Source organism: Psychroserpens sp. NJDZ02, from assembly GCF_004843725.1.
In the GTDB taxonomy this organism is placed as follows: domain Bacteria; phylum Bacteroidota; class Bacteroidia; order Flavobacteriales; family Flavobacteriaceae; genus Olleya.
On sequence record NZ_CP039451.1, the window covers coordinates 1,473,426 to 1,499,123 of the forward strand.

The following is a 25,698-nucleotide window of genomic DNA, read 5'->3' on the forward strand; positions in this document are numbered from 1 at the left end:
ATATGAAAAACCACTTTCTCACATTCTTCTGTGTAATTTCTTTTGTCTCATTTTCTCAGAACAAAAACAAAGAACAAAGTTTACTCTGGGAGATTTCTGGTAACAATCTTGATAAACCTTCTTACATTTATGGCACAATGCACGTCAGTGCAAAAGTTGCTTTTAGATTAGACGATGTATTTTTTGAAGCTTTAGAAAATAGCGAGAGTATCGCATTGGAGTCCGACCCTTCTACATGGCTAGCATTTAATTACGAAACCACAACGTTAGCACCCCAAAATTACTCACAGGCTTACGATAAAAACTTTTACTCTAGTCTATTTGGCTTAGAACACCCAGAAGAAGTAGCGATTAGAGGAAGTATACGATCTGACAACAGAATGATTAATGGTTATCTATACAGAAAGGATGGTTATGCTGATAATTTTGAAGAAGAGACTTACTTGGATATGTTTATCTACCAAGCAGGTAAAAAGAAAAAGAAAAAAATTTATAGTTTAGAAGATATTGAGGAGTCCCGCTATCTAGTTTCAAAAGCACAACGTAATGCCAGAAAAAACAAAATTGACCCTTGGTTAACTAAACTATACGAAAAAGAAAACCCTTATTTAGTTCAAGAAAACACGTATAGAGATAGAAATCTAACACTTTTAGACTCTATAGGAGCTGCCTCAAACACAGAGTTTTTCCGAAAAAACATGTTGTACACACGTAATGCAAATATGGTACACGTTATGGATTCTTTAATGCAGTCTCAAACGGTATTTGCCGGAGTTGGAGCTGCACATTTACCTGGAAAAAAGGGCCTGTTAAAAATGTTAGAAAACAAAGGCTACACTGTAAAACCGTTAGTGTCCAAACAATCAAACGTCGCCCAAACTAAAAAAGAACATTTAGAGAACTATATTGCCCCATCAAAATTAAAAACAGCAAGCACACCTGATGGCTTTTTAACTCTAAAAACATTTACAGAGCTATACGAGTTTTATCATAGCGGTCAAAAATATTATATCTCGCCAGACATGACCAATGGTGCATACTTAACCATTAGTCGTTTTAACACCTTTGAATACCTACCAAGTGAAAAAGAAATCTCACTAGAGCGTTTAGATAATTTTTTATTCGAAGATATTCCAGGTGATATTATAAAAAAAGAAATACTAAAAACACCGTATCCGGGTATTAGCATATTAAATAAAACTAAAAAAGGAGATTATCAAAAATATCATATTTACAAAACACCGTTAGAGGTTGTTCTTATCAAATTTGCAGGACAAAAAGACTATGTTTTAAAAAACGAAGCTAGTATTTTTGATTCTATTACATTTAAAACACCAAGCAATGACTTTGAAACATTCACTTCTACTTATAACAAATACGAAGTTAATTTTCCAAAATACCACACCACGGATAACATCGAGAATGCTGGTCAAAAACTAATTCAAGGTAACATAGGAGAAGACTATTATTTCTTGAAAGAAGTCGCATTTAACGATGCCTTTTATATTGAAGAAGACAAATTTGAAGCCAAGTTTATAGTCACTAACTTTTTTAAAGATTTTGATATCGAAGATTCAGAAGGCAGCTATAACAACAATAAATACTATAGCTATGAAGGCATTGCCAAAAAGGATTCGACTACAACACAAAACATACATTTAAAAAGTATTGTAAAAGATGGTAGCTATTTTTTAATGGGCTATGTTGGACCCACAAAAACCAAAGCAGATGACTTTTTTAAAACATTTAAATTTAAGAAAGTAAAACAAGAAGGTTTTGAGAAAATAACAGATACTTCTCTACATTTTTCTGTAATAACCAATACAAAACCAATACCTCCTTACAACTCTTACGGTAGCAGAAACACAAAAGATTACGAAGAACAAATCAAACGCACCACTTACTACTCTAAAACAAATGAGCAAATTTTTATTACTAAACTAAAATTTCATGACTTACAGATGTATAAAAACGTTGATAGTTTATGGAACGACATTGACAGTGAAGTAAAATTATCGCAAGACATTGATGACTTTAACAAGTACATTATTGCCGACAAAAAGAAATACAAAAAAGAAGACCAATATGTTTACGAGTACACCTTAAAAGACTCGTTAAGCGCTAAGGCCATATTAGTAAAAAACATATTAAAAAAAGGAGCCCTCTTCGAAATTAAAAGTTTAACAGATACCATATCTCAACCATCACAATTTGTAACCAATTTCTATGACTCTTTTCAGCCGATAGACACACTGCTTGGTGAATCCGTTTTTAGCGATAAAACAGAACGCTTTTTTAAGGCACTGCGCGACAATGATAGTATTGTATTTAAAGCAAGAACTAAAATTAAGTTTAATAAATCTAACGCAAGTACGATGATTGACTTAATTAAAAACTTCGAATTCCCAGACAACAAGGAAGAATTCAAAACCTTTTTAATTTCTGAATTAGCCCAACTTGAAGACCCAAGAACTGATGCTTTTTTAAATACACTGTATGAAGAGTCGTATTCTGAACCAGACATTCAAAATACCATTTTAAGATCATTATTAAATAAGCCTACAAAAAAGTCATACAATACCTTTTTAACCTTACTTGATAAAGATTTACCATTAAGCGGCTCCATAAGCTCTATGTTTTACAACTACAAGGACTCTTTACAGCTTAAAAGAACGCTGTTTCCTGCCTTAATGGAATACACCTCTATTGAAGAGTACAGAGAACCAATTTACGAGTTATTAGCTCGATTAAAAGACAGTAGCATCATTAAGACCAAATCCTACAAAAAGTTTAAAAAACAGCTAATAACAGATGGTAAAATAGAAGTAAAACGTAGTTTAGGCTCTAAATCTTCCTATAATTACAGGACTTACAGTAGTTCTTTGTACGCTTTTGTAAAATTAATTTTCCCTTTCCGAAAAGAAATAAAAGCCAAAAACTTTTTTGACAAGTTATTAGATAGTGATAATGTATCCGCCTTAAGCACCTACTATATCTTACTAGAAGAAGCAGGAGAACCTATTCCTGAAAAATTAAAAGAAAAAACTATTGATGACTATAAAAACCAAGCGACATTAGTCGATAAGATGTATAGAAAAAAATTATACAAACCCTATTTAACCGAAAAAATAAGTCAGGAAATGTATGCTAAGTCAACACTTTTCAGAAACACAACCATAGAAAAAGAACGAGATTCGATTCACTTTTTAGGTAAAAAAGAATTTAATACAGATGATGATAAAAAAGGCGACATGTACTTTTACATGCTAGTTCAAAAAGAAGAAAAAGACGAAACAAAACGATTTTACTATGCAGGCTTTTTAAAACCGGAAAAACCAGGTAGACTACAAACAAAAATCTACTACGAATCTAGCTATAGCGGAGATTACATTGACGAAAACCAAGAAGAAGATCAATTAATAAAAGACGTCTTAGATCTAGTCATCCATAAAAACCGAAAACGACTGAACGAAGGAGGTTATTAAATAAAAAATGCGCTTAAGAAATTAAGCGCATTTTTTATTTAGATTGACTGTATATACTTTTTAGGCGTAATACCATACTTCTTTTTAAAAGCCGCAATAAAATGACTAGAGGTACTATAACCAACTTTCAAACCAACTTCATTTACATTATTACCACCTGTTTCCAATAGTTTTCTAGCAACCTCCATCTTATAATCCAATAAAAAACTAAAAACAGAATCGCCATAAATCTGCTTAAATCCTTCTTTTAGTTTCTTTAAAGGCAAGCTTATTTCTTCCGATAATTCTTGAAGCGTTGGTGGTTCTGATACTCTTGCGATAATTATATCCTTAGCTTTTTTAATTTTAGTCACATTGGTTTCATCTACTAAAAACGGGCACTGTTCGATATCTGCATCTTCACCTCTATTAAAATACAGGCTCAACAACTCGTAAGCCTTCCCTTTAAAATATAATGTTTTTATGGACGAATTAAGGTTATAATTCACAATTTGATTTAACGCAATAGCCATGGATGGCGAAATTTTTCCGTCTTTATAATACTTCTTGTCTTTATTATCACTGCTCAAAAAAGTAATATAATCCGCTTCTTGAGAAAACAAGCCATGAAATTTCTTGATGGATATTAAAACCGAAACCAACCAACAGTCTGGTTTAACCTCTAAATGAATTGGCAAATCACGTTGCGGATTATAAAGCAACAAAGACGTCTCTTCAGCAATGTTTAAAACATAACTCCCATTGTTAAAAATAAAGTCACTACCCCCTTTTAAACAAAAATGAAACTGAATAAAACTACTATCAATAAACCGTTCAACAGTTTGATTTTTAGCTGTTTCATTTTGATAAGTTAACACAAAAACACCTTCATCCACTTGCGTTTCAGCAAACGAACTTTTAGCGACATTTTTTAAAGAAGAAGACTGCTCCATAATTATATCTTATTTAGATTGGTTCTAAACAATTTGCTTTAAAACCTTTGTATTCACTACAAAAATATGATATTTATCATTGTCACGTTATTTTTACCCTTAAAAAACCACAAACGTTATTAAAAGTTCTTTTAGCGTTACTTTTTATAAAATATACAACATAAATTTGCCAACAATAAAGTCCCAGTCAGGTAAATGGAGCACTATCACATGTCAACAGGCACATATTTTTACGCCTTAGGTTTAAGTTATAAAAAAGCAGACGCAGATATTAGAGGTAAATTCAGTTTGGATGAAACGTCTAAATCAGCGCTTTTAAATCAAGCTAAGTCTAATGGTATACAAAGCCTAATCGTTACTTCAACTTGCAACCGTACAGAAATTTACGGATTTGCAGAACACCCCTATCAACTCATTCAACTATTGTGTGACAACACAAAAGGTACTGTTGATGAGTTTCAAAAATACGCTTACATCTATAAAAGTCAAGAAGCCATCACCCACTTATTTAGAGTCGGATCTGGTTTAGACAGTCAAATTTTAGGTGATTTTGAAATCATAGGTCAGCTTAAAAAAAGCACGATAGCCTCTAAAGAGCACGGATTACTAAATCCATTTATAGAGCGCTTAGTAAACTCTGTCATACAAGCAAGCAAACGAATAAAAACTGAAACCGAAATATCTTCAGGTGCCACAAGCGTTTCTTTTGCTTCTGTACAATACATTTTAAACACGATTGATAACGTTACAGATAAAAACATTTTACTATTCGGAACGGGTAAAATTGGTCGTAATACTTGCGAAAACTTAGTAAAACACACTAAAAATGAGCAAATAACATTAATAAACAGGACAAAAGGTAAAGCCGAAGCTGTCGCTGGTAAATTTAATTTAGTAGTTAAGGATTATGCTAACTTACAAGAAGAAATCAATCAAGCTGATATCCTAATTGTAGCCACTGGCGCGCAAAACCCAACGGTGGACAAGCAGTTAATCCAATCTACAAAAGACTTATTAATTTTAGATTTATCGATTCCTAAAAACGTAGACGAAAACGTAACAGACTTACCTAACGTCAAACGTATACATTTAGATGATTTATCACAAATTACAGACGAAACGTTAGAACGCAGAAAAAAACAAGTACCGTTAGCTGAAAGTATTATTGAAGATATTAAAGCTGAATTTATAGGTTGGTTAGAAACAAGAAAATTTGCGCCAACTATAAAAGCATTAAAACACAAACTACAAGGTTTTAAAAACGCTGAACTAGATACACAACGCAAGAAAATGGCTAACTTCAATGAAGAACAAGCCGAAATTATAAGTAACAAAATTATTCAAAAAATAACCAATCATTTCGCGCATCACTTAAAAGATGATGCTTTCTCAACCGACGAAAGTTTGGAACTAATCAAAAAAGTGTTTCACCTAGAAAACACCACAAAGCATGTCTAAAATAATTAGAATCGGAACGCGCGATAGCGCGTTAGCTTTATATCAAGCAAAAGCAGTACAAAGTCAATTAAAAGAATTAGGTCATCAAACTGTTTTGGTTCCCTTAAAATCTACAGGAGACATTGTACTAGACAAACCACTTCACGAATTAGGTATTACAGGTATTTTTACACGCACTTTAGACATCGCCATGTTAAATGGAGATATCGATATTGCTGTACATTCCTTTAAAGATGTGCCTACTCAATTACCAACTGGAATTGTCCAAGCTGCTGTTGTTAAACGTGGTAATTTTAAAGACACACTAGTGTTTAAAAATAACGAAGAATTTTTAGGTTCAAGAGAAGCCGTTATCGCAACTGGAAGTTTACGCAGACGCGCACAATGGTTAAATCGCTTTCCAACACACACGTTGATAGACTTAAGAGGAAACGTAAATACTAGATTACAAAAACTAGAAGATAGTGATTGGAATGGTGCTATTTTTGCTGCTGCTGGTATTGGTCGTTTAGATATTAGACCCGAAGATGCTGTAAATTTAGACTGGATGATTCCTGCTCCTGCGCAAGGGACAATTATGGTTGCAGCTTTAGCTGACGACGTCGAAACTCTTGAGATCTTAGCTGAAATCAATCACAAGGAAACTGAGATTTGCACAAAAATCGAACGTGATTTTTTAAGAAAACTAGAAGGTGGTTGTACAGCTCCAATTGGTGCTTTAGCTTTTATTAAAGATGAAGAAGTAACGTTTGAAGGTATATTATTAAGTAAAGACGGGACTAAAAAAATACAAGTAAAACGCGTCAAAGCATTAAACGAACATCATGATATTGCAGAATGGTGTGCTAATTACATATTAGAGCGTGGTGGTAATCGTTTAATGGACGAACTTCAAGAGTCTCATATAAAAACAAATATTTACTCTACAAAATCATTAACAGAGGATCAACGTTTTTTGTTTAACGAAAAAGTAAAATCGGAAAGCTCGGACTTTGTAAAGATTAGTTTAAATAGAATTCATCCAAGATTTCTTAAAAACGAAATTCAAAATGTAGTCATTACTAGTCAAAATGCTGTAGACGCTTTATTGACAAACTACTCAGCTATCGAACTTCAGTTTAAAAACATTTATTGTGTTGGACGTCGTACTAAAAAAATGATCGAAAACCGCATAGGAAAAGTGCTACACACGGAGAAAAACGCAAAGAAACTAGCAGACTATTTAGTTGATCACATGGAAGGTTCAGAAGTTACTTATTTTTGTAGTGATGTACGATTGGATGATTTACCTAAAATTCTTGCAGAAAACAATATAACCATTAACGAAGTAGAAGCTTATCAAACTAAACTGGATAGTATTGAACTTCCAGAAAGTGTTGAAGGCGTAATGTTTTACAGTCCATCAACGGTACAGAGTTATAAAAAAGAAAATGATGCCAATGGTATTGCATTCTGTATTGGCGAAACAACAGCAAAAGAAGCTAGTAAGCATTTTGATGATATCCGCATTGCTAAAGTACCAACAGTTGAAAGTGTTATTGAACTGGTAAACGACTATTATGTATAGCAAATAAGGTCCTTGCAGAAAACATTAGTAAAACAGTAACCTTTTATCACAGACAGATTACTCTCTAGCTAAAAAGAGAGAATCACCATTGACAACCAAAAAACAAGTTGAATTTAAATAAATTCTCGTCTTCTCGGGAATATCAAAAAGCTATGTTGAAAAACAATTTATTTTTAAGAGCATTAAAAGGAGAAACAGTAGATCGTCCACCAGTTTGGATGATGCGTCAAGCAGGTCGTTATCTTCCAGAATTTATGGAGATAAAAGCTAAGTATGATTTTTTTACACGTTGCCAAACACCTGAGTTAGCAAGTGAAATCACGATACAACCCATTCGTCGTTTTGGTATGGATGCTGCCATCTTATTTTGCGATATTTTAGTAATTCCACAAGCTATGAATATTGAGGTGCAAATGAAGCCGAATTTTGGGCCTTATTTACCAAATCCTATTCGTAACCAAAAAGACGTGGACAATGTTATTGTTCCCGATGTAAAAGAAAGTCTTAGTTACGTCTATGAAGCTATAAAAATGACAAAAGAGAAACTAAATGACGATATTCCGTTAATTGGTTTCGCAGGTTCTCCTTGGACTATCCTTTGTTATTGCGTACAAGGTCAAGGTTCTAAAAACTTTGATAAAGCAAAAGAATTTTGTTTTACAAACCCGATAGCAGCACATAATTTATTACAAAAAATCACAGATACTACTATTGCTTACTTAAAAGAGAAAGTAAAAGCAGGTGTTAATGCTGTTCAAGTGTTTGACTCTTGGGGAGGTATGTTATCTCCTGTAGATTATCAAGAATTTTCTTGGAAATACATTCAACAAATCATTGATGCATTAAAAGATGACGCGCCGGTTATTGCTTTTGGTAAAGGCTGCTGGTTTGCTCTAGACAAAATGGCTAAATCAGGTGCAGCTGCATTAGGTGTAGACTGGACGTGTTCTGCTCAAAATGCACGTTATTTAACTGGAGGAAATATTACACTACAAGGTAATTTTGACCCTACTCGTTTATTTTCGCCGCCAGCGCAAATTAAGACAATGGTACACCAAATGATTAACGAGTTTGGAAAAGATAAATATATTGTAAATTTAGGACATGGTATTTTACCAAACATACCTATAGAAAATGCAAAAGCATTTATTGACGCTGTAAAAGAGTATAAAGCCTAAAATAAAACCACTAGGTTTTGTTTAATTCAAATATGACACAAAACATAATAAAAGGACTAAACGGTTATTCTGGAGCTTTAGCTTTAATCTCAAAGTTGAAGCTTTGGAAATACTTTTTCATCCCTATTATTATTAGCGTAATTGTAGGTTCGACAATTGCTTTTGCAGCTTATAGACTATCAGATAACATTGGTCGCTTTATAGCCAAAATATGGTTTTGGGATTGGGGAAAAGGGGCTTTTACAGCTTTTTCCACCGTAATTGGTGTTATCATCATCATAGTCATAGGTCTCATTTTATACAAGCACATTGTAATGGCTTTATCTGCGCCATTTATGAGTCCTGTTTCAGAAAAAATAGAATCCCATTTAACAGGTGTTGCTAAACATAACCACAGAAAGACCTCATTTCAAGAACAACTTTGGAGAGGGATTAGAATAAATATCAGAAACTTAATACGCGAATTACTAATTACAATTCCGATTTTACTACTAAAATTTATACCTGTCGTTAATATCTTCTCTACGATACTACTCTTTTGCGTACAAGGCTATTACGCTGGCTTTGGTAATATGGATTACACCCTAGAGCGTCATTACAATTACAAAGACAGTATAAATTTTGTAAGAAAAAACAGAGGAGTAGCTATCGGAAATGGACTTGTTTTTACGTTGTTTTTATTAATACCTTTTATAGGTGTCATTCTAGCCTTACCTTTAAGTGTAACCGCTGCTTCTTTAAGTACCGTAAAATTATTAAAAAACGATAATCAAATTACAGTTTAATGATTTTGCAATTCGACGATTTCGATATTACTCCAATCAATACTAACGATGCTTGGGCGTTATGTGATTTAATGATCACAAATTCAGATCGTTTTAAACGTTTTTTTCCAGGGACATTAAAAGACAATCTAAACCCCACACTATCGCAGTTATTTGTTGAAAAGAAATTAAAACAGTTTCAGAAAAAAGAAGAATTCCTTTTCACCTTAAAGGTCTCTCAAACCAGTAAATTAATAGGATTAATCTATATAAAAGCACTAGACTGGTCCATAAACCAAGGAGAATTTGCCTATTGTATTGATTATAATTACAAAGGGCAAGGGATTATATCAAAAGCCATAACCGCATTATCAAACTATGCTTTTACTTCTTTGGATTTGAAAACACTTCAAATTATTGCACATAAAGATAATTTACCAAGTGTAAATGTTGCTACAAACAATGGTTTTCAATGGATTAAAACTTTGAAAAATGAATGTACTCCCACTGATGACAACCCATTAGATATGGAGTTATATGAATTACATAACCTGTAAGGTTTACAAAACCTGACAGGTTTGAACAACATGACCATGAGCTTAGAAAAAATAGAACAAGACCAATACTATCACATTTATAATCGAGGAATTGATAGCGGAGTTATCTTTAAAAACAACGATAACATGTCTTATTTTTTAGATTTACTTAAAAAGCACCTTTCAACTAAAGTAGACATTATAGCCTATTGCTTAATGACTAACCATTTTCATTTAGTGGTTAAAATAAAATCCGAGGAAAAAATCGCTTCTCAAGCATTTTCAAACCTATTTAATGCCTATTCAGAAGCATACAACAAACAAAATAACAGGACAGGATCTTTATTTGAAAGACCTTTTAATCGCGTTAAAATTAAAGATGAAGATTACTTAAAAACTTTAATTCTATACGTTCACAAAAACCCTGAAGCACATCAAGTTACAAAACAATTTGACACATACGCTTTCTCTTCTTTCAACGAATACCTTAATGATGGCAAAATTATTTCAGATAATAAAAAGTATATCTTAAGTTTGTTTAATGACACCGAAAACTTTATCAAAGCACATCATACAATAAATAAAAAAGACCTATCAGATTTTAAAAACCTTACAGGTATAACCATTAAATATAATTTAGACATCAAAGATAAATTTTTCAAATACATACAGCAACTACAAGATCAAATTACAGCTGGTCTAGAAAAAATAGACGGAAAAGCCACTTTCCAAGAAGACGTTTGGGAACGCCCAGAAGGCGGTGGAGGACGAACACGAGTTATCGAAAATGGAAACGTTTTTGAAAAAGGAGGTGTTAATATTTCTGGGGTTCATGGTAAATTACCAGACAGCATGCAAAAATATTTTGGTGTTGAAGATGCCGATTTTTTTGCCTGTGGATTAAGTTTAGTTTTACATCCTACAAATCCAATGGTTCCAACAGTGCATGCTAATTGGCGCTATTTTGAAATGTATGACAAAGACGGAAACATCGTAGATCAATGGTTTGGTGGTGGACAAGATTTGACCCCTTATTATTTATTTGATGAGGACGCAACACATTTCCATCAAACCTGTAAGACGGCTTGCGACAAACATAATCCAGAATTTTATCCAAAATACAAAGCACGTTGCGACGACTATTTTTACAATACACATCGTAATGAAGGTCGTGGTATTGGAGGGCTATTCTTTGATTATTGTAAAGCTACTGAAGACATGAGCATGCAAAACTGGTACGATTATGTTACCGAAGTTGGCGATAGTTTTCTAGAAGCTTATGTCCCTATAGTCGAAAAAAGAAAAAACTTAGACTACACAAAAACACAACGCGATTGGCAGGAAATACGTCGTGGGCGCTACGTAGAATTCAATCTAGTGCATGATAAAGGCACCCTTTTTGGATTAAAAACCAATGGACGCATCGAAAGTATTTTAATGAGCCTACCACCTCATGTCCAATGGGTTTACGATCATCAACCAGAAGCTGGTAGTGAAGAAGAACGCTTAATAAACATTTTACAAAATCCTAAAGACTGGGTATAACTATGAAATTATTCAAACGTATATTTTTAATTATAAACTGGAAAACATTTGTAATTACAGGTTTAGCCATTGCATCCACCGCATTTTGTATTCATTATCAAATCAAAGCGGACTTCCCGTTAACGCTTATCGGGACAGCCATTGTATTTCCTATTGTATTTTCAATTGGAGGTGCTTACAAACGTCGTGAAGTTGCTTTAGACGAGTATGGATCGATCAAAGCACATGGTCGCGCCCTGTATTTTGCCGTATCCCATTGGCTGGAGAATCCTCCCGAAGCTCTTAAAACAGAAATCAAAACCAATCTTGAAAATTTATTAAATTCTTTAACGGAGGTTTTTACAAATCCGGTTGACGAATTAGAAACCACCGAGAAAAAGGTATACGAAAACTTCAACACCATTTCTCTTTTTATAAAAACGTTAAGATCTCATGGTTTACCTTCTGGTGAAGCCTCAAGATCTAACCAATTCTTAAGCAAAATGATGATTTCTTTTGAGCGTATAAAACACATTTACCAATACCGTACACCACGCACGCTTCGCACCTATAGTGATATTTTTATTATTGCTTTACCTATCATTTACGGACCTCATTTTGCGCACAGTGTAACCAGTTATAGTTACGGTCTACAATACGCTGTACCAATCATGTTTAGTGTTATACTAGTAGCTTTAGATAATATTCAATCACATTTAGAAAATCCATTTGATCAACAAGGTGAAGATGATGTCCATATTAATGTTGAGAAATTTATTCGCAATTTAGACTAGTTGTTTTAAATCCATTATGACATGAATTGTTACTGCGGAAATAACAAAAGCTATAAAGCATGCTGTGAAGTGTTTCATTTAAACGGTGGAAAAACGGAAACAGCACAACAACTTATGCGCTCTAGATATAGTGCTTTTGTATTAGCAAATGGTGATTATTTAATGTCAACCCACCATAAGTCAACAAGACCAAGCTCAGAAAAGAAAGCCATCGTCAAATGGGCAACATCCGTAGAGTGGATTAAATTAGATATACAAGATACGACCAAAGGCTTGGAAAATGACAATGAAGGCACAGTGACATTTAGCGCCTATTTTTATGAAAGTGGCACCATGGATGTCATCCATGAAAAGTCAGCTTTTGTACAAGAAAACAACCATTGGTTTTACCTAGGCTATGCCAAAGACTAATATATTATTTCCAGATAGTCACCTCCTTAGTTGTTTTTCTAAACGCATTGTATACATGAAACAATCTCGCTTTTAAAAGCAATTGCCGCCCTTCAAAATGCCTAGTATAAAACAACTTATTTCGCCCCATATGTTTTCTCCAATTATTTTGGAACACTAAAGCATTCTTCTTTTTGCCACCAAACAGCTCTGGTACTGGGTAAAAATTCTCAATATTCAATCGTCGTCTAAACACACTCGTTTTAATTATCAAATATCTTGGAGACGCTATAGGGTCTAATAATTCGCTTAAAGCGGAAGAAAACAAAGTATTCTCATACGTGCTACCTCCAATTAAATTGCATATAACGTCTCGACTTCCCACTTTGGCAGCAGCTACAAAAAGTTCATCTTTACTAGTTGTTAGATGCCCTAAATCGGATAATGAGTCCACAATTGTTTCACCCATTTTCTGAATCGTTTTATACAAAGAACCATAACGAATGTATAGCGCTATTGCTTTGTACAATTTACGTCCAAAAGAAATTAAGAAATACACTAAAAACGAATATATAAAATACGTCAGTCCGCGCTGTAAAATCACATTAAATCCTTTGATGATATACTCGAAATAGAATAATAAGATTGAAAAGAACAATTCGATTGTAAAAAAACGCACCACATCAAAATAATAGATTTGTTTTTGCTTTTTAAAAGGCAATTCACTTAAATCAAAAATTTGTACTTGTTTACCAAGAGCCGTTCCATTTCCTATAGAATCTTGCCATTTTTTAGTAATTGAAGCCCTATTGGTTGCTCTATTTAAAGTTGCCGCATTTAGCTGTTCTATATCGGCCTCTAAAAATTCCTCAGGAATGTCTAAGCGATCAATTCCATTAGATATATAAGGAATACTATTAGTCGCCACACCCACAAAGGCTTCAAAACGACGCCTTAAAGTTTCGATATCCTTTCCTCCTGTTTTAGAGGTACTATCCACACAAGCCAAATGCCATATATTTCCCGTTTTATCCAATTGTTTCGGGTTTTTTCTAATGGCTCGGCCTCGCATTTGGTTAGAAGACACAAACGATCCAATAAACGATGCTAAAATCAAACTATTAATGGAAGGCGCATCCCAACCTTCACCTAATAACGATTTTGTACCCACTAACACTTTAATAGCTCCGTTTTCAAATAGCGTAGTCATGATACTAACAATACCATTTTTAGTCTTTGTTTTGGATGACACTATAAGAAACTGAGTATCGACCTCCAAAGGCGTAAATGAAAAGGAGTCTACGTTTTCAATAGCTCCAAAAGCATTACGAATCGATTCATGAATAATTACCATACTCCCTGTCAACACCGCTAATGCCTCCGTATCAGGAAAACGACAACGCAAATGTTGAAAAATAGTAATAACACCAATTTTATTAATTGTGTTAAGTTCCGATTCTGGTGTCGTTAAAAATTCTTTTCTAATATAATCCGTTAAAATAACACACCTTAAATCTGACTGTAAACTCTTACGCTCCGCATCCACAATTGTGATGATACTTTTAAGTTTACTCGGACTATTAGTTAATGAACGATACAACAAGTCTTCACCTAAAAAATTGACTCTTTTTTTATCGAAAACATGTAATCGCCTTAGCTTTTTTTCTAAATTTAAAAGGTAAGGTTCCTGTGCTATTAACTGCTCCCGATCTTTTACTAATAGGTTTTGAAATAAAATTTCTAACCAATCTAAATGCAATTCAGGAAAATTAATGGTTTCACTTTTACTAAAACCTAGCGTCCTTAATTTAGACTGTTCAATAGCCACTCCACAAGCATTCAAAAAGATAAGTAATGCTGAAAAATATTCAGTATTACCATATAATTCATCTAAATAGGCTTCTGTGTTTTCGTAAAAACGATGCTGTGTAATAAACGTGATAAACGTTTCGTCTTTGACCAATTCATCTTTAAATCCTGCTATTTTTTGTCTATACTCGTAAATTAAATTAATCTCTAACGCTTCTGGTTTAGAAAAATACACAAAATCTTGATGTGGACATAAGTCCGTTTCTTTTACTAAATCAGGAACTGCAATTTCATCATCTATTTCGCCACAAAGGCTAAAATACTTTGCTACTTCTCTCCTATCACTATCATAAGGCGGCGTAGCTGTTAAGGCTACAACAAAAAAAGGTTTACTATTTTTTAATTCGAATAAACAGGTCCACCACGCATTTTTTAAATGGTGTGCTTCATCCAAAACCAATGTTTCAATATTATGCTTTTTAAAAAAATTGAGATAGTCGGCTTTGTTTTCAAAAGATTTATAAAAAGCATGCAACGATTGGTAGGTAATAAAAGTAACCTCACTAGGTGCTTTGACATCAAAAGAGAAAGCTTTAAATCCACTATCTGTAGTAAAAAAGGACTGCAATCGATCTTCCCATTGCTCTCTAATGGTAAGTGTAGGTGCTAAAACCAAAGTTTTTTTACCCAATTGTCGCATGATCTCAATACCTAGAATGGTTTTTCCAGAACCTGGAGGTGCAATCACATGAAAATGACGGTCAGAAATATGGCTATCAAAATGTTTCAAAAGCTTTGCTTGGTAGCTTCTCCAAGGGAAAATAAATTGTAAACTAGACCACGTTTTGCTCAATAGAAATAGGGATTATTGATTAACTTTGTTTTTGATAAAAGTAAACATTATCAGGAATTTTATACAAAAATTATGTACCCAATTAAGAGAAATAGAAGATTAAGAACAAACGAAGCTATTAGAAGCTTAGTTAGAGAAACGATTATCTCTCCAAACGATTTTTTAGTACCACTTTTTGTGGTTGAAGGAAAAGGCATCAAAGAAGAAATTGCTTCCATGCCCAATTACTATAGGTATAGCTTAGATTTATTAGAAAATGAAGTCAAAGCACTTTGGACACTAGGTTTGAAATCGGTTTTACTATTTGTAAAAGTACCAGACAATTTAAAAGACAATAAAGGGACTGAGGCTATAAATCCAAAAGGACTAATGCAACGCGCCATTAAAGCAGTTAAAAATGCGTGCCCTGATATGCTAGTAATGACCGATGTGGCACTAGACCCATACTCTGCTTACGGGCATGATGGCATTATAGAAAACGGAACCGTGTTAAATGACGAGAGCGTAGAAGTATTAACAGAAATGAGTGTTTCTCATATTGAAGCTGGTGCTGATTTTGTAGCCCCAAGCGACATGATGGATGGTCGTATTTTATCTATCCGTGAAGCTTTTGAAGACGAAGGATATACAGATGCGGGAATCATGAGTTATTCTGCTAAATATGCGTCTGCTTTTTATGGTCCTTTTCGTGATGCTTTAGACTCTGCTCCTGTAGATGCACAAGATATTCCAAAAGACAAAAAAACGTACCAGATGGATTACGCTAATCGTTTTGAGGCGTTACGCGAAACAGAAATGGATATAGATGAAGGTGCAGATATCGTCATGGTAAAACCAGGATTGTGTTATTTAGATATTGTACGAGAAATTAAAAATGAAGTCGATGTACCCGTTGCAGTATATCAAGTTTCTGGAGAATACGCTATGCTTAAGGCTGCTGCCGAAAAAGGTTGGCTAGATCATGATGCTGTTATGATGGAGCAAATTACAGCTATAAAACGTGCTGGTGCAGACATCATTGCTAGTTATTTTGCTAAAGATGTTGTTAAGCTAATTTCATAAAAAACAAAAAAGGGTTTAATAGATAAATACTATTAGACCCTTTTTTTATGCTTTTACTTTTCTAATCAAAAAAAAGAATCTTCACCTAAGTCTAATCCCCAATTTATTCCAAGTATCGTCACTAAATTGTTATCCGATGGGAAGTCTTTTCCAAAACCTCCTGTCACACTTATATTATTATTGACTTGATACGTGATATTCCCAACAGATCTAAATTGCTCGCTATCTATGGATCGCATAAGATACTCATAAGAAAATTTAAGTTTCTTTAGTTCTAATTCTACTTTACCTCCATAATCCCAAAAATATTGATTGCTATACAACCCAGCGTTATCTATATTAAATCCGTCATCAACATATTTTCCGATTCCATAAAAATGCAAATAACTTTGACTGTTAAGCTGTACTGCAACATCCGCCGTTAACCAAGCACCAAAACGGTTTGCTGTAGCTGTATTCACCTCATTCTCTTTAAACAAAACACTATAACCAATTGCTCCGTCTAATCTAAAAACAGGTTTAACTGTCTTTGGATTGGTCACAAAGTTTTTAATGTTTTCGCAACGATCTTCAAAATAACTACTAACAATGTCTCCTTTAGTAATCTTTAGCCTATCCATACCTGATAATATATTTACACCTCTGATAGCTAAAGCATCAGGATCATCTGGCACTTGTTCGTCTAAAATTCTATCTAAAAAATCTTGTGCTAAACTTTCATATTTTGCTTTTAATTCTAAATCTGTTTCTAAAGCGTTACAACTTCCACTTCCTGGGAAATTAATATTTTCACCTGCTAAAAACTCTTCAAACAATTTATTTAATGGACGCTGCACCCCATTGTCAATTTGCTGGATTGCCTCTTGTATTTTATCTAATCGTTTAGTGTTATAAAACTGTAAAATAGTTGTTCTGTACCCTATTGCCAACGTCTTTTTCTCGGCCTCAAAACCACTAAATTGTTTATCGATATAACCTACTGAAAATGACGAATTAGTTTTTAAACCTATAAACGGATCAATATATGTTTTACCATTATCATTTGTATTTAAACCTCTATAATTTTGATAAGAACGGTCAACCTCGAAGTCAATCAACCAATACGGATTAACTTCTACCGCTATATTTGTATTTGAAAATCCATTGGACAAATACAACCCTAAGGCTTTTAAATTATCTGGTGTATTGATTTGCGTAGGCGTTTCTCCTAACAAACTAAATGCAGGATTGGTTGTACTTTCAAAATTAAAATCGTTGACAGATACGTTGTCTTGTGCGAAAGAAAAAGCACTAACAAAAAAAAGCAAAAACTTAAAATATCTATTATTACACATCTGGAATCAATTTAAAATTATACAAGAGCGACCTTTACCCTCTTTGTGATACTAAATGTTTCATCTTCAAGTGTCCCTAAATCGAATTCCTCTGTATCAGTCTCGAATTTTGATACAAAATCTACCGTTTTTAACCCATCATTTATCGCATACTTAACAGTCGATACTTTTACTATAGACTCCTTTAAATTGATTGCGTCGACAATATAATTTGTTCTAATTTTTATAATAGGTCTTTTTTGTAATCGAGATTTTTCGACTATTGCGGTAAACCTATTATTATCCTCTAATTGTACATCAATTTTTCGCCAACGTCTAGGCGTATCTTCATGATAAATAGTAACAAATATTTTGCTAGAACCATCTAAAAGTGCATCGCTAGAAATTTGCGCACCAATAGTCAGTTTTTGATTATCTAATTTGGCTTCAAAAGTATCCATGTTCAGTGTTTTTTTTAAGTCAAACTATCAATCAGTAGTGTAAGGGAATAATTATAATCAACAAGTTAAAAAAAATATAGCTATTTTTACAGAAACTAGATATAATTAATGGCTTTACTACTCTTTTACGGAACGATCTCAATCTTTTTTTCATTTTTATGCTCCATTCTTGAAGCAGTACTTTTAAGTGTAACCCCAACATTTATCAATCTTAAAAAGAAAGAAGGCAAATCATTTGCTACCAATTTAGAAGAACTAAAAAAAGATGTCGACAGACCTTTAATTGCTATTCTTACTTTAAATACAATTGCACATACTGTAGGCGCTATTTTAGTCGGTAAAGAAGCAGAAGGACTTTACGGAAACGGTGATGGTTATGGCGTATTTATAGTATCTGCAGTAATGACACTTTTAATTTTAGTAGCTTCAGAAATTATACCAAAAACAATTGGAGCAACGTACTGGAAAAGCTTAGCGGGTTTTACTACAACCGCACTAAATATTTTAATATTTCCTTTAAAATGGACTGGATTATTATGGTTAATGCAATTAACTACAAAACTTATTGGAGGCAAAGGACATGGTAGTGTTTTAAGTCGTGAAGGCTTTTTAGTAATGGCCGATATGGCTCATGACGAAGGTGTTTTTGAAGGTAATGAAAGTAAAATCATTAAAAACTTATTAACTTTTAAAGAAGTTTTTGCTAAAAATGTGATGACACCACGTACCGTAATGAAATCTGAAAATGAAGAGACTACTGTTGAAGATTTTTTTAACAGAAACATGAACCTTAGATTTTCCAGAATTCCTGTGTACTCAGAAACCGAAGACAACATTAAAGGATTAGTTTTAAAAGACGAGATTTTTAAAGAAATGGCTTTAGGGAATGGTTCTAAAAAATTAGTAGAACTTAAAAGAGATATTATAATTGTAGATCGAAACTTACCAATACCAACCCTATTTGAGCAACTTGTAGAAACTAGAAACCACATGGCTTTGGTTGTTGACGAATACGGAAGTGTTAGCGGAATTGTAACCATGGAGGACGTAATTGAAACCCTTTTAGGTATGGAAATTATGGATGAGAGTGACAACGTTAGTGACTTACAAAGTTTGGCACGAAAAAGTTGGGAGTCGCGCGCTAAGAAACTAGGAATTATAGACGAAAATAATCCAGAAAAATAATGGAAGACTGCATTATCCAATCACCTTTAGGTTTTACTAAAATAACTGGTGATATAAATGGTATTGCAGGCGTCACGGTTTTAAATTCTGAAGCATCAATTACTCAGACCATACCAAAGGTTTTGGAAACCTGTGTACTTCAATTAAATGAATATTTTGAAGGATCACGAACGGCATTCAACTTAAAGCTAAACCCTAAAGGCACTGACTTTCAGAACCGCGTTTGGGAAGCATTACAAACTATTCCTCATGGCAAAACAACGTCGTACCTCGCCCTTTCAAAACAATTAGGCGATGCCAAAGCTATTCGTGCAGTTGCTAATGCCAATGGTAAAAATCCATTATGGATCATTATTCCTTGCCACAGAGTTATTGGTAGCGATGGTAGCCTAACAGGCTATGCTGGAGGTTTATACCGTAAACAATGGCTAATAGATCACGAAAGCCCTTATAAACAAACCACTCTTTTTTAATGTACAAAGTTGCTACCGAATTTTTAACACGCTTTATAAAACCAGCAAACATCTATAAGTACGGATTTAACTGGTCTCCAATGTACAGACGTACGACTGCAAAAATAATCACAGTTAGTGACGATTTACATTACGTTAAAATCAGATTAAAACTGAATTGGAAAAATCGTAATTATGCAGGAACACTATTTGGAGGAAGCATGCTATCTGCAACAGATCCTATTTATATGATTCAGCTAATTCAGATACTGGGAAACGACTACGTGGTTTGGGACAAAGCCGTCACCGCAAAGTATAAACGTCCAGGCAAAGGCACTATTTATGGTGAGTTTATTTTTTCTGTTGAAGAAATTAAAGCCCTAAAAGCGCAACTAAAAACTGAGCAGCAAGTAGACCTTATAAAAACAATGCAATTAGTGAATACTAACGCTGAGGTTATTGCTGAATTTTCAAAAACACTTTATGTTGCTGATAAAGCGTACTACAAGAAAAAGCAAGCCCTAAGACGAGCTAAATAATTAGCTTTATTTTCATTATATTTAAATTCTAAACTAATTAAATAAAATGAAATTCATAAAAAAACTATTTAAAGTGCTTATTGTACTTTTTGCTTTACTAATCGCCACCCTTTATATTACAGATACCGATTACCTTATTAAAGCTGTACGCACCATTTATTTACGCGGACACACGACAGCCTTTTTAGACGATTACAAAAAGTTTGACAATCAAGTTATTGCCAACGGAACACCTCAACCTTGGCCAAATCATGCCGATTATAATTCTATAAAAGAAACCTCAACATTGCAAAAAGCGAACAAGGATTGGGAAACAGTTGCTTATGTTATAATAAAAAATGATAGTGTTTGGTTTGAAAACTATTATGGTGGCTATAACAAAGACTCTAAATCCAACTCATTTTCTATGGCTAAAAGCTATGTCTCTGGATTAATGGGAAAAGCAATTATGGATGGCTATATTAAAAGTTTAGACCAACCAGTTTGCGACTTCTTACCCGCTTTTTGCGATGGCGATGCGACTAAAATGACCGTTGGAGATTTATCAAGCATGGCCTCAGGTACAGATTGGGACGAAGCCTATTACTCTCCATTATCAATCACAACCCGTGCTTATTTTGACGATGATTTACAAAAAGTAATGAACGGACTTAAAGTCGTTACGGAACCAGGACAAGCCTTTAAATATGCGAGTGGAGATACACAAATGCTAGCCATGGTTATCGAAAAAGCAACAGGTAAAAAAATGTACGATTATTTAACTGAAAGCTTTTGGAAACCTTTAGGTAGCGAAAATCCAACGTTATGGCAAGTTGATAGTGCCGAGGATGATTTAGTCAAAGCCTATTGTTGTATTGCTAGTAATGCTAAAGATTTTGCGCGTTTTGGAAAACTATATAAAGACAACGGAAAATGGAATGGACAGCAAATATTAGACTCTGCTTTTGTTGCTAAATCTTTAAAACCTCGTTTTCCATCTAGTCCCGAATATGGCTATGGCTGGTGGTTAAAAAACCAAAACGGGAAAGACTTTTATATGATGCGAGGACACCTCGGACAATACGTTATCGTACAACCAGATGACAATATCATTATTGTACGTTTAGGCCATAAAAAATCACCCGATGCTGGTGTCGGCGTCTTTACCGATGATATCTCCCTGTATATTGATGAGGCTTATAAGATGTTGGATATGAAACCTTAATGTTTTTGTTTACCGCACTTATTATTTAATCATTTTTTTGAACAAAACTCAATCCATGATCTCTAAACTAAACCTAGAAAATATCTTATTTTTAGACATCGAAACCGTTCCAGAAACACACCATTTCTCTGAATTAGATAAAACCAAACAAGACCTTTGGGAGGCTAAATCACGCTACCAACGTAAGGAAGAATTTACTCCCGAAGAATTTTATGATCGTGCGGGAATTTGGGCAGAGTTTGGAAAAATAATATGTATTTCGGTGGGTTATTTTTCTATGCAAGATGATACTCGTTTATTCAGAACGACTTCTTTTCATGGAGAAGAACATAAACTATTAGTTGCGTTTAAAAACTTACTAATCTCTCATTTTAGTCAAGCAAAACACCTATTATGTGCCCATAACGGTAAAGAGTTTGATTTTCCATACATCGCTAGACGTATGATTATCCATAATATTGAACTGCCTAATAAACTAAATTTATTTGGCAAAAAACCATGGGAAATCTCGCATTTAGACACCATGGAACTATGGAAATTTGGTGACTACAAAACATATACGTCTTTAAAATTAATGACTAATGTCTTGGGCATTCCGTCGCCTAAAGATGATATTGATGGTAGTGAAGTCTACAAAACATATTACGAAGACAATGACATTAATCGCATTATCGTATACTGCGAAAAAGACACCATTGCAGTTGCCCAAATATTTTTACGTTTACGCGGCGAATCAATCTTAACAGATGATGAGATAATTCATATTTAACTCAAAAATATAGCAAATACAGACTATTTAATCGAAACTTATTTTTGATTAGAATATAAAAAAAAGACCCAGAATGCATGTTCTGGGTCTTTTCAATTAATAAATTATACTTACTATTGCTTAATAAACTTTTTAAGCTTTGTTTTTTCTCCTATATTTAATTGTAAGACATATATACCATCTTGCAATTTAGAGACATCAATTATATTAGTATATCGTCCTTGAAGCACCGTTTGCCCTAATATGTTTTTAACCTCATAGCTTTGTGCCTTAAACCCTACTAAACTTACATTAAGTTGTTGTTTTGTCGGATTAGGATAAATCTTAAATTGATTATCTAAAGTTTCGGTTACTCCCGAAGTAAAAGCACTAAAAGTTGCACTTGTTGCGCCTCCCACACAAAACGTTGTTGTTTCTGAACTAGCAAAAGAAGCGCCACTAGCTAAGACAACACTTCCATCTGTTAAAGTATAAGAACCATTACCATAGGAACAACAAATACCATCTCCATACGCATCATTGATGGTAAGTGAATAACAACCCACTGGTAGCTCTGTACTGACATTTAATGTAGAACCATCTGCTTGACTAGCGTAAGTACCTCCGGATGCCACTGGACTTCCAGAACCATCTGTAATCGTCCAGGACGTTTCTTCTGGATAGTTATCAAAAGTAATCGATAAATTAACCGCGGTATCGCTTGTACTAGCAGGATTTACAACTACAGTCCTTGACACTTGATTAGCGACATTACCAGCCGCATCACTAACATTATAATTTTTAGTATACGTACCAGCGACACTTGTATTAACCGTTCCTGTAATGCTTATACTAGCTGTCAAGTTTCCATCTACATCATCTGTAGCTGTTGCCCCTAATTCGTTATAAGTATCTCCAACCGTTAAATTAATGGTTGCACTTCCCGTTAAAGCAATTACTGGTTTAACCGTGTCTGCTGTTCCTGAAGTAATAGTAACCGTATAATCTTCCACCTCTCCGTAAGAGAACGCTTCACAAGATGTTGGCACAGCATTATACTTCATGGATACACGCATTCTGGTTGCCCCATTTATAGCTCCTGATGGCACTGTAAAAGTACCACTTACCGGCGTTGTCTTTGAAGCCGATTGTGTCCAAACTTGTTCTCCAGAATCTGAAAAGTCACCATCTTGGTTATAATCTATCCAAACAGAATACCCTTCAGAATAAGCAGTACCAGACCAAGTAGGAGTTACCGTTATAGTTGCGGAAGCCCCTTTAATTAAACTAGCAGAAATAGAAGTATGATCTGCATAACCTCCAGAAGTTCCTCCCGTTACATTATCAATACTTCCTAATTGAACTCTTGCAATGTACTCATCTGAAACACTATTACCATTAGAATCACAATAATTTAATGGCGCCGTTCCTGTTGTTGTTACATTACTATTTGCAGAACTTCCACTTCCGCCTGTTGTACAGTTTGCGACTACAGAAACAGCATAGGTTGTTCCACTAGCTAAACCCGAAGCAGTATACGTCGTTCCAGATACCGTATTGGCAGTAGTCCCGATTGTAATTGTATAATCATCAGCTCCAGAAACAGAACCCCAAGACACGGTAAAATTGTTATCTCCAATATTAGAAGACCCTAAATTTGAAGGCGCTGCTAATGCACAAGTTTGAACATATTCATCTCCTAATCCTACTGCATACCAAGCATTAGTAACTGCAATTTCTTCTGCCGAACCTGCTCCAAATAAATCTATAGCTGCCTGAATACCTCCAGTTCGCGCATCAGCATATTGAGAGCTTGATACTAAATAAACACTTTCCAATCTATACGCAATTGCTGAAGCTGCATCAATACCCACAGCACTAACACTATAAGCATCATTGTTATCATTTGTACCATTTTTTCCAACAGTCAAAATATAAAACCAATGATTTAAAACACCACTATTATAATGCACACCACCACTATCTCCTGATCCCGTGTACCAGTTTGTACCTAAATAAGTATCAGGTTGCCCATAATCGTTTGGATTTGATAATGATCTAATTGGCCCACCAATCTCTTCTGCTAACAACCAAGTATCCTTTGCAGGATCTGCATAATACTCAACACTTGCTGCCCAAATATCAGAAAACCCTTCATTCATTGCACCTGACTGATAAGAATAGGTAAGATTGGCTGTATTTTCACAGATGGCATGACCAATTTCATGAGCGGCAATATCTAACGATGTTAATGGGTCAAAACTAGTCCCATCACCATACGTCATTACACTCCCATTCCAAAAGGCATTATCCTGATTATCATAACCATATTCTACCAAATCAAAATGTACATAACTTTTTATAGCAGCACCATTATCATCATAACTATCTCTATTAAATGTTTGATAAAAATAATCATAGGTCTTCTCAGCACCCCAATGTGCATCAAGAGCAGCATTATCCTTGTTAGCGTTTGCGTGCTCTGCAGCTGTCCAGGAATTATCGTTATCTGTAAAATTTACAGCACTATTATAATTGATGCCCATATTCATATCATAAGTTTCAATCCCATTTCCTCTTGTCGTTTCTCTTAAAATATAATTTCCACCACTTAAAGTCGTTTCTATACTTTGATTTCCACTATAACGCGTTGCTGCATTACCAGTAACAAAAGGCGCTTCACTTACAGATTTGTTTTTACGAGTTCCCGAACTGTAATGATCTAAATGTTTAATAATTGAATCTGAATATAAAATGGCTCCAGAATGCGCATCTACATAAATATACGCCCTGCTAACTGGTTGCGTTGCATACACATCAAATTTATAAGCTAACCTAGCTTTTGATTTATTAATAACCTCTCCTGGAAAAACAACTAATTCGCCCTCAGGCTTTTTGTAGTTACCCATAATTTTAGCTTCGTCTGGAGACTCCCATAAGTAACGTGAAGCACCTACAGATAACACTGCTTTATCAAATGCTGCTTGCTTATTTAAAGTAGGAACAACTTTTAATTTCCCTGGTGAAAAAAGAGCCCCATTCAACAGCATTAAATTTCCGTTTTTAGCATGCGCTTTGTAAATCCCAAATTCAACTTTTACACCTTGAAAATACTGTTGGTATGTGTCATGCGTAAACCCCAATTGATCATTTTCTGTTTTAACTTTGACTAAAGCATCATCGGAGGTCAGACCAAGATTTGTAGTAATCAATTGCTTTGCGTCTTTTACATTGTGCTTTTCAAACGCATCTAGTTTAATAAATTTAGTTTGTCGTTTATTCTGGGCATAGATCCCAGTTGAGAACAACAGTGACATTAAGAATAAAATAATTTTGTGTTTCATAATAAAATAGATTAATTGGTTAATATTATTTTGATTACATATCAAAACTGTTTCTTTAAACTGACTCAAGTTCTCAAAACATCCAAAAAAAAAAAAAACA

At 34.2% G+C, this 25,698-nt stretch carries 20 protein-coding genes; 15 read left to right on the top strand and 5 right to left on the bottom strand.

The window, feature by feature from the left end; all coding sequences use genetic code 11:
* The first annotated feature begins 2 nt into the window (after positions 1-2).
* Entirely contained in the window at positions 3-3,485 is a 3,483-nt protein-coding gene (locus tag E9099_RS06425; protein ID WP_136582861.1) for a TraB/GumN family protein, read from the top strand.
* 38 nt (positions 3,486-3,523) lie between these two features.
* Here E9099_RS06425 and E9099_RS06430 read toward each other — a convergent pair whose 3' ends face one another.
* Complete coding sequence (locus tag E9099_RS06430) at positions 3,524-4,417, bottom strand: helix-turn-helix transcriptional regulator (RefSeq protein WP_136582862.1); 894 nt, start codon at positions 4,415-4,417, stop codon at positions 3,524-3,526.
* A gap of 195 nt (positions 4,418-4,612) precedes the next feature.
* On the opposite strand from E9099_RS06430, the gene hemA reads away from it, so the two are divergent.
* From hemA to E9099_RS06470, 8 genes are all read left to right on the top strand, one after another.
* Positions 4,613-5,875 (top strand): glutamyl-tRNA reductase, encoded by a 1,263-nt coding sequence (gene hemA, locus E9099_RS06435; protein WP_136582863.1) that lies wholly within the window; start codon positions 4,613-4,615, stop codon positions 5,873-5,875.
* The gene (hemC, locus tag E9099_RS06440) at positions 5,868-7,442 is read left to right on the top strand and encodes a hydroxymethylbilane synthase (protein ID WP_136582864.1); all 1,575 of its coding nucleotides are present in this window, start codon (positions 5,868-5,870) and stop codon (positions 7,440-7,442) included. The genes hemA and hemC overlap by 8 nt, the downstream gene beginning before the upstream one ends.
* Positions 7,443-7,594: 152 nt before the next feature.
* On the top strand, positions 7,595-8,620 hold the full coding sequence (gene hemE / locus E9099_RS06445) for a uroporphyrinogen decarboxylase (RefSeq protein ID WP_136582865.1): 1,026 nt from the start codon (positions 7,595-7,597) through the stop codon (positions 8,618-8,620).
* Positions 8,621-8,652: 32 nt separating this feature from the next.
* Entirely contained in the window at positions 8,653-9,405 is a 753-nt protein-coding gene (locus E9099_RS06450; RefSeq protein ID WP_136582866.1) for an EI24 domain-containing protein, read from the top strand.
* Entirely contained in the window at positions 9,405-9,941 is a 537-nt protein-coding gene (locus E9099_RS06455) for a GNAT family N-acetyltransferase (RefSeq protein WP_136582867.1), read from the top strand. The genes E9099_RS06450 and E9099_RS06455 overlap by 1 nt, the downstream gene beginning before the upstream one ends.
* A gap of 621 nt (positions 9,942-10,562) precedes the next feature.
* The gene (gene hemF, locus E9099_RS19470) at positions 10,563-11,465 is read left to right on the top strand and encodes an oxygen-dependent coproporphyrinogen oxidase (protein ID WP_168800794.1); all 903 of its coding nucleotides are present in this window, start codon (positions 10,563-10,565) and stop codon (positions 11,463-11,465) included.
* 2 nt (positions 11,466-11,467) lie between these two features.
* The gene (locus tag E9099_RS06465) at positions 11,468-12,238 is read left to right on the top strand and encodes a hypothetical protein (protein WP_136582869.1); all 771 of its coding nucleotides are present in this window, start codon (positions 11,468-11,470) and stop codon (positions 12,236-12,238) included.
* Between the two features lie 21 nt (positions 12,239-12,259).
* On the top strand, positions 12,260-12,649 hold the full coding sequence (locus E9099_RS06470; RefSeq protein WP_136582870.1) for a YchJ family protein: 390 nt from the start codon (positions 12,260-12,262) through the stop codon (positions 12,647-12,649).
* Between the two features lie 4 nt (positions 12,650-12,653).
* Here the strand turns inward: E9099_RS06470 and E9099_RS06475 are convergent, their stop codons facing one another.
* A complete protein-coding gene (locus tag E9099_RS06475) occupies positions 12,654-15,290 on the bottom strand; it encodes a DEAD/DEAH box helicase family protein (protein WP_136582871.1) in 2,637 nt (878 codons plus the stop codon).
* Positions 15,291-15,362: 72 nt separating this feature from the next.
* Here E9099_RS06475 and hemB point away from each other — a divergent pair, with 72 nt between their 5' ends.
* Complete coding sequence (gene hemB / locus E9099_RS06480) at positions 15,363-16,352, top strand: porphobilinogen synthase (RefSeq protein WP_136582872.1); 990 nt, start codon at positions 15,363-15,365, stop codon at positions 16,350-16,352.
* 65 nt (positions 16,353-16,417) lie between these two features.
* Here the strand turns inward: hemB and E9099_RS06485 are convergent, their stop codons facing one another.
* Positions 16,418-17,686, bottom strand: a complete 1,269-nt coding sequence (locus E9099_RS06485; RefSeq protein WP_136582873.1) for a hypothetical protein — start codon at positions 17,684-17,686, stop codon at positions 16,418-16,420.
* A gap of 17 nt (positions 17,687-17,703) precedes the next feature.
* A complete protein-coding gene (locus E9099_RS06490) occupies positions 17,704-18,126 on the bottom strand; it encodes a hypothetical protein (protein ID WP_136582874.1) in 423 nt (140 codons plus the stop codon).
* A gap of 108 nt (positions 18,127-18,234) precedes the next feature.
* Here E9099_RS06490 and E9099_RS06495 point away from each other — a divergent pair, with 108 nt between their 5' ends.
* From E9099_RS06495 to E9099_RS06515, 5 genes are read left to right on the top strand one after another with little or no spacing between them, the layout of a single operon-like run.
* Positions 18,235-19,311 carry a CNNM domain-containing protein gene (locus tag E9099_RS06495; RefSeq protein ID WP_136582875.1) on the top strand — a complete coding sequence of 359 codons (1,077 nt, stop codon included), beginning with the start codon at positions 18,235-18,237 and terminating at the stop codon, positions 19,309-19,311.
* A complete protein-coding gene (locus tag E9099_RS06500; RefSeq protein WP_136582876.1) occupies positions 19,311-19,784 on the top strand; it encodes a methylated-DNA--[protein]-cysteine S-methyltransferase in 474 nt (157 codons plus the stop codon). The genes E9099_RS06495 and E9099_RS06500 overlap by 1 nt, the downstream gene beginning before the upstream one ends.
* Positions 19,784-20,302 (top strand): DUF4442 domain-containing protein, encoded by a 519-nt coding sequence (locus E9099_RS06505; RefSeq protein ID WP_136582877.1) that lies wholly within the window; start codon positions 19,784-19,786, stop codon positions 20,300-20,302. Before E9099_RS06500 ends, E9099_RS06505 begins: the two co-directional genes overlap by 1 nt.
* A 46-nt stretch (positions 20,303-20,348) precedes the next feature.
* The gene (locus E9099_RS06510; protein ID WP_136582878.1) at positions 20,349-21,506 is read left to right on the top strand and encodes a serine hydrolase domain-containing protein; all 1,158 of its coding nucleotides are present in this window, start codon (positions 20,349-20,351) and stop codon (positions 21,504-21,506) included.
* A gap of 55 nt (positions 21,507-21,561) precedes the next feature.
* A complete protein-coding gene (locus E9099_RS06515; protein WP_136582879.1) occupies positions 21,562-22,275 on the top strand; it encodes a 3'-5' exonuclease in 714 nt (237 codons plus the stop codon).
* Between the two features lie 113 nt (positions 22,276-22,388).
* Here E9099_RS06515 and E9099_RS06520 read toward each other — a convergent pair whose 3' ends face one another.
* Complete coding sequence (locus tag E9099_RS06520; RefSeq protein WP_136582880.1) at positions 22,389-25,598, bottom strand: M4 family metallopeptidase; 3,210 nt, start codon at positions 25,596-25,598, stop codon at positions 22,389-22,391.
* Between the last annotated feature and the right edge of the window lie 100 nt (positions 25,599-25,698).